Source organism: Candidatus Angelobacter sp., assembly GCA_035607015.1.
Classification (GTDB): domain Bacteria; phylum Verrucomicrobiota; class Verrucomicrobiia; order Limisphaerales; family AV2; genus AV2.
The window spans coordinates 1-4,925 of sequence record DATNDF010000038.1 but is presented as its reverse complement, the minus strand read 5'-3'; the positions used below and the strand labels follow the sequence as shown (position 1 = coordinate 4,925).

At 60.6% G+C, this 4,925-nt stretch carries 6 protein-coding genes; all 6 read right to left on the bottom strand.

Annotated elements, in window-relative coordinates:
* Nucleotides 1-464, bottom strand: a 464-nt coding sequence (locus VN887_01585) for a glycosyltransferase family 1 protein (protein ID HXT38693.1), incomplete at its 3' end; no start/stop codon positions are given.
* On the bottom strand, nucleotides 461-1,642 hold the full coding sequence (locus VN887_01580; protein ID HXT38692.1) for a hypothetical protein: 1,182 nt from the start codon (nucleotides 1,640-1,642) through the stop codon (nucleotides 461-463). The genes VN887_01585 and VN887_01580, both read right to left, overlap by 4 nt.
* Nucleotides 1,635-2,237, bottom strand: a complete 603-nt coding sequence (locus VN887_01575; protein ID HXT38691.1) for a hypothetical protein — start codon at nucleotides 2,235-2,237, stop codon at nucleotides 1,635-1,637. The genes VN887_01580 and VN887_01575 overlap by 8 nt, the downstream gene beginning before the upstream one ends.
* Entirely contained in the window at nucleotides 2,234-2,791 is a 558-nt protein-coding gene (locus tag VN887_01570) for an acyltransferase (protein HXT38690.1), read from the bottom strand. Before VN887_01570 ends, VN887_01575 begins: the two co-directional genes overlap by 4 nt.
* On the bottom strand, nucleotides 2,788-4,596 hold the full coding sequence (locus VN887_01565) for an ABC transporter ATP-binding protein (protein ID HXT38689.1): 1,809 nt from the start codon (nucleotides 4,594-4,596) through the stop codon (nucleotides 2,788-2,790). Before VN887_01565 ends, VN887_01570 begins: the two co-directional genes overlap by 4 nt.
* 14 nt (nucleotides 4,597-4,610) lie before the next feature.
* Nucleotides 4,611-4,925, bottom strand: a 315-nt coding sequence (locus tag VN887_01560; GenBank protein HXT38688.1) for a hypothetical protein, incomplete at its 5' end; no start/stop codon positions are given.

The following is a 4,925-nucleotide window of genomic DNA, read 5'->3' as shown; positions in this document are numbered from 1 at the left end:
CGATCGCATTGTGAGATGCCCTCGATCAGCCCCTTGTCTCCATTGGCGATGCTGATCTGGGTGAAGCCGGGGTCAACATCGATGAAGGCGCGGCGGAGTGGCAAGTCGTATTCCTTCCGCCGGACCCAGAGTGGCGCGGCGCGCAGAATGAGCAGGTCGGCCGCTGCGCAAAATTGGTGGAACTGGTCCGGCGGGAGGCCACGAAAGCCAGCGTTCGTCCGGTAGATCCACCGGTCGCCCAGACCGACGGGCGCGAGGCAGGCGTTGACGTATTCCGAGGGATAATCCAGCCCGTAATCCCATTCCTGTTTTTCCCAGTTCCAGACCCAGGTGGTTTCGCCGCAGTCTTCCAGGTAGAGAACGTCATGGCCGAGCGCGCGGAAGCCGAGCAGATATTGCAGACTCGCCCAGGCCTGGCCGCCGAGGCCGGAACGCCCAATGGTACCGGCGAAAATAATTTTCACAATCCTGCGCGTTGCATGAGGCTGCCCACCACTTTCTCCGCCGCGAAATATGCCGCCGCTATTTCGCGAGCCGCGCGGCAATTGCCCGCGTGGTCGCTTTCAATGGCATCCACTGCCGTCAGAATGTCGGCCATCGTCTTGAAACCAAACAGCCCCTTGCCGGTCGGCAGGAATTTGCTGAAGCCGGTTTCCTGTGTGATGACCGGGCGGCCCGCCGCAAGATAGCATGCGGTGCGGTCGCTGAACCAGCCGGTGTTCGGGCGAACATACTGGTCGCGCGCCACCGTGAACTCGCCGCGGGACTGTTGAATGTAATTCCGGTAAACGTCGCAGTCGCGCGACATCTCGAGCGAGCTGACCTGACGCCAGCCGTGCTCATGTAATCGACGCCGCACCTTTTCGTCCACGGTCGCTGCCAGCTCGAACGCCACATTCGGGTTGCGCCGCGGCAGGTCGAGGAATTTTTCAAACTCACGATCTTTCGTCCAATACCACGTGTCGTCGTTCCAGACGATGTCTTTGCCTTTGTTGTGCCAGGTCGTGATTGTGTTGTAGGCCGTATCGGCACGTGGTGGATGAGAATTGTCCCACAAATCGAGCGCGATGGGCTGGCGTGTTGGCAACCAGTGGAATTTTCCGGCCGGCACAACACAATCTGGCGCGCCGAGATTTTCACCGAAGGTGAACAACGTGTCATGTGCCGCAAGCGTTTTGATCATGCCCTCGTCGCCTTTGGCCTCTTTGACCTGGGAAGCGAACGGATCGGACTCGACATAGATGCGGCGTTTGCAGGCGAGGTGTTCCTCGCGGATCTCCTGGGCGCCGGTGATGTTCAGGAATGCGTCGGCCTCCCTGTAAAGTTGCAAAATCTGTTCCCCTGTCATGCCATAGCATTTGCCGTCGGGATAATTTCCCCGAAACGCCCAGCGGTCGCCGAACCCGTGAGCCTCGAGCGCGGGCAGGACAGCTTCGATGTTGCCGGTTGCATCGGGTGAAAGGTCGTTGAGGCGCGGGTCGTAAATCCAGCGGCCCGAATCTTCGATATAATAGGGATCGTAACCGAGTTTCCGCAAGCCGGTGAGGTAATGCAGGAACTGGAAGGTCACGCCCGCCAGCGGATACCAGAAGAGGATACCGAAGACGATGACCTTGCCTCTTGCCGGGCGTTGTTCAGGCATCGTGCGTCCTTGTCTGAGGATCCAACCTTCGAATCACGCAGGCCGGATTACCGGCCACGACCGTGAACGGGGGCACGTCTTCAATCACAACCGAACGCGCGCCAACGACCGAACCTTCACCAATCGTGACGCCGGGCAACACGCAGCAATCGAACCCCACCCAGACATTGCGTTCAATGCGGATTGGTCGCGCAAGCGTGTTGTCACCCGTGGCCAGCCTTGGCCGGCGCGTTGGCACAAGTTCGAGTTCCGCGCGGCGGTCTCGCGCGGCGCGCGGCAACCGCCAGGTATCCATCAGCACGACATTCCAAGAAATGAGAGCGCAATCACCTATGGTGACCTCGGCATCACAGATGATTCGCGCGCCATGCACGAGGGTGAAATTGCCAAGCTTCACGCGGCCTTTCGGTCCGATATCGAACATGGTTCCAAGATAAGTGGAAGCGCCCCGTCCGATCTCGACACCGAGCGGCAGCCGGCTGCGGAAGAAATGGAAACTGAACGAGGTCTCGACGTAGGCCGTTTCGTCCAGGGAAACGTTCTCAGGTATTCTTCCCGGATACCAATCCCACGGCAACGTGCGGTCGGGGTTCACTCCACCTCCCCCATCACTTGCGCCGGATTGCCCATCACTCGCGCTCCCGGTGGCACATCGCGTGTAACCAACGCGCCGGGTTCGATCCATGCGCCCGATCCAATGTGCACGCCTTTCAAAATCGTCGCGTTCGGTCCGACCCAGACGTCGTCCTCGATCACGACGGGTTTGCGGGGAATTTCCGGCCGCGGCCTTCCCCTGCCCAACGGCGAACAGGCAATTGCGTCGGCGATGCGCTCCGCCGGCGCCAACGGATGAAAATCCGAGTCGGCAATCGTCGTGTTCCACCCGATGACAACGTAATTGCCGATCCGCAGTTCGAGTTCGCAAAGCAGGACCGCGTTCGTGAAGTAGCAAAAATCACCGATGCGCGCGCTGCCCTGCTCGCCGAACGCGAAGTGAACGCCGTCCATCGTGCAGTTCGAACCAACGATCAGTGCGGTGTCGCGCCTGCTGTGAAAGCGTTTGAACGCGAGATCGCCGGTGATCAGGGTATTCGGGCCGATGCGGACGTTCGGTGGCAGGGCAACAGACTGGCCGAAGGGTTCATTCATTTGGGATTAGCTCCAAATTGCAGGCGGAAAAACTTCCCGTAAAGGCCGCCGCAAGCCAGCAGCTCATCGTGCGAACCGGTTTCCACGATCGCGCCCCTTTCCAGCACCACGATCCGGTTCGCGCGCCGCACAGTTGACAGACGGTGCGCGATGATGAACGTCGCGCGGCGAGCGGTCAACGGGTCCAACGCCTCCAGAAATGCGCGCTCGGTCTCCACGTCAAGCGCGCTGGTCGGTTCATCGAGAATCAATATCGGCGCGTCCTTCAGCAGCGCGCGCGCGATCGAAAGACGCTGCCGTTCGCCGCCAGACAACGTCGCGCCACGCTCGCCGATCACCGTATGATAGCCTTGCGGAAGCCGGGTGATAAAATCGTGCGCGCCCGCGGCGCGCGCGGCGGTTTCGATGTCGGCCATCGTGGAGCGCGGTCTGCCGTAGGCGATGTTCTCGGCGACACTCAGAGGAAACAAGAACGGCTCCTGCAAAACAATGGCGACTTGGCGTCGCAACGACTTCAACTGCAGGTCGCGCACATCGCGTCCATCGATACGCACACTGCCTTCCCAAGGATCGACAAAACGCGGCACGAGACTGACCAACGTGCTCTTTCCCGCGCCCGTCGCGCCGACCAGCGCGACGATTTCGCCGGGCAGGACTTCCAGCGACACGCCGCGCAACACTGGACTGCCTCGTTCATAACCGAACGTCACGTTTTCGACCTTTACGTGGCCGCGTGAGACCGCCAGCGCGATCGCCCCTGGTTTGTCCGCAACTTCGCGTTCCGTTTGCAGCACTTCGCGAACACGCCGCGCGCTGCCGGCCGCGCCCTGGATCGTCGAAGTGCTGTACATGATCGCTTCGAGCGGCGCATAGAACGAAGCCAGATAGGAAAGAAACAGCAACAGCGCGCCAATGCTCAACCGGCCGTCCAGCGCGTGTTGCGTTCCCAGCCACAATACGCCTGCCGTGCCTGCCGCCGTTGCGAGACCCATCAGGATTTTGAACTGCAATTGTACGTTGGTCAGCGCGAGCGTCGCGGCGAGGGTGTCGCGTGTGGCTTGCCGGAAGCTCCGTTCGTTCAGCTCTTCACAGCCGAACGCCTGCACGGCCGGCATGGCCGAAAATGTTTGCTCCACCAGGCTGTAGATCCGGCCTTCAATCTCCTGTTGTTGATAGCTGCGATCCATCATCGGCTTCGCGTAATGACGGAACACCAGCGCCATGCACGGAACGACTGCCAGCGCGAGCGACGTGAGCGCAGCGTCGACGCACCAGAGGATGACGAACATCGCCGCGAGGCTGGCCGTCGCGGAGAAAACCGGCAAGAGTGCGTCCTTCACGATGACAGAAACGCAGGTGCAGTCGGCGGTGAGGCGGCGGACGTTGTCGCCGACCGATTTACGCGCGTGGAAATGAAGTGAGAGCTGTTGGAGTTTCGCAAACAGGTCGCCCGCCAGATCGTAAACCATGCGCTGGCCGAAGCTGATGTTGACATAAGCGTTTGCCAGCCCGACAGCCCAACCCAGCAGGAAGATCAGGACGGTGGCCACCACGCTCCAGACGACAAGATTTGCCGGCTCGGAACCGCCCGGCAGCATCCCTGCAACATGCGAAAAAAACGCCGAAGTGGTTTCCCCCTTGAGCACAAAATCCACGAGGAAAACCATCGGCCACGGCTTGAGGATGTCCAGACCGATCTTGAACAACATAGTGACGACGACGCCAAGCAACCCCGGCCAGCGCCGGAACGCATAGCGCGACAGCCAGCGACAGAGCCGGAAAAGGTCGGTATCTTCAGCGCGCATTTCGGGAATGCCTTTCAATGGGCGGCAGAGGCTGCCTTCTTTCGCGGTTCGAACGCAATGTTGTCGAGGTGCGCATATAATTCACCGCGGTCTAGCAGCTCGTCATGCGTACCGCTCTCGGCAACCAGACCGTTCTTGAGCACGACGATGCGGTCGGCACGGCGGACGGTGGACAGGCGGTGAGCGATGAGGAACGTGGTCCGGCCACGCATCAAGCGCTCCAACGCCTCGAAGATCAAACGCTCCGTTTCAGCATCAAGCGCGCTGGTCGGTTCATCCAGGATAAGAATCGGCGCGTTCCGAAGCAGCGCACGGGCGATCGAGAGACG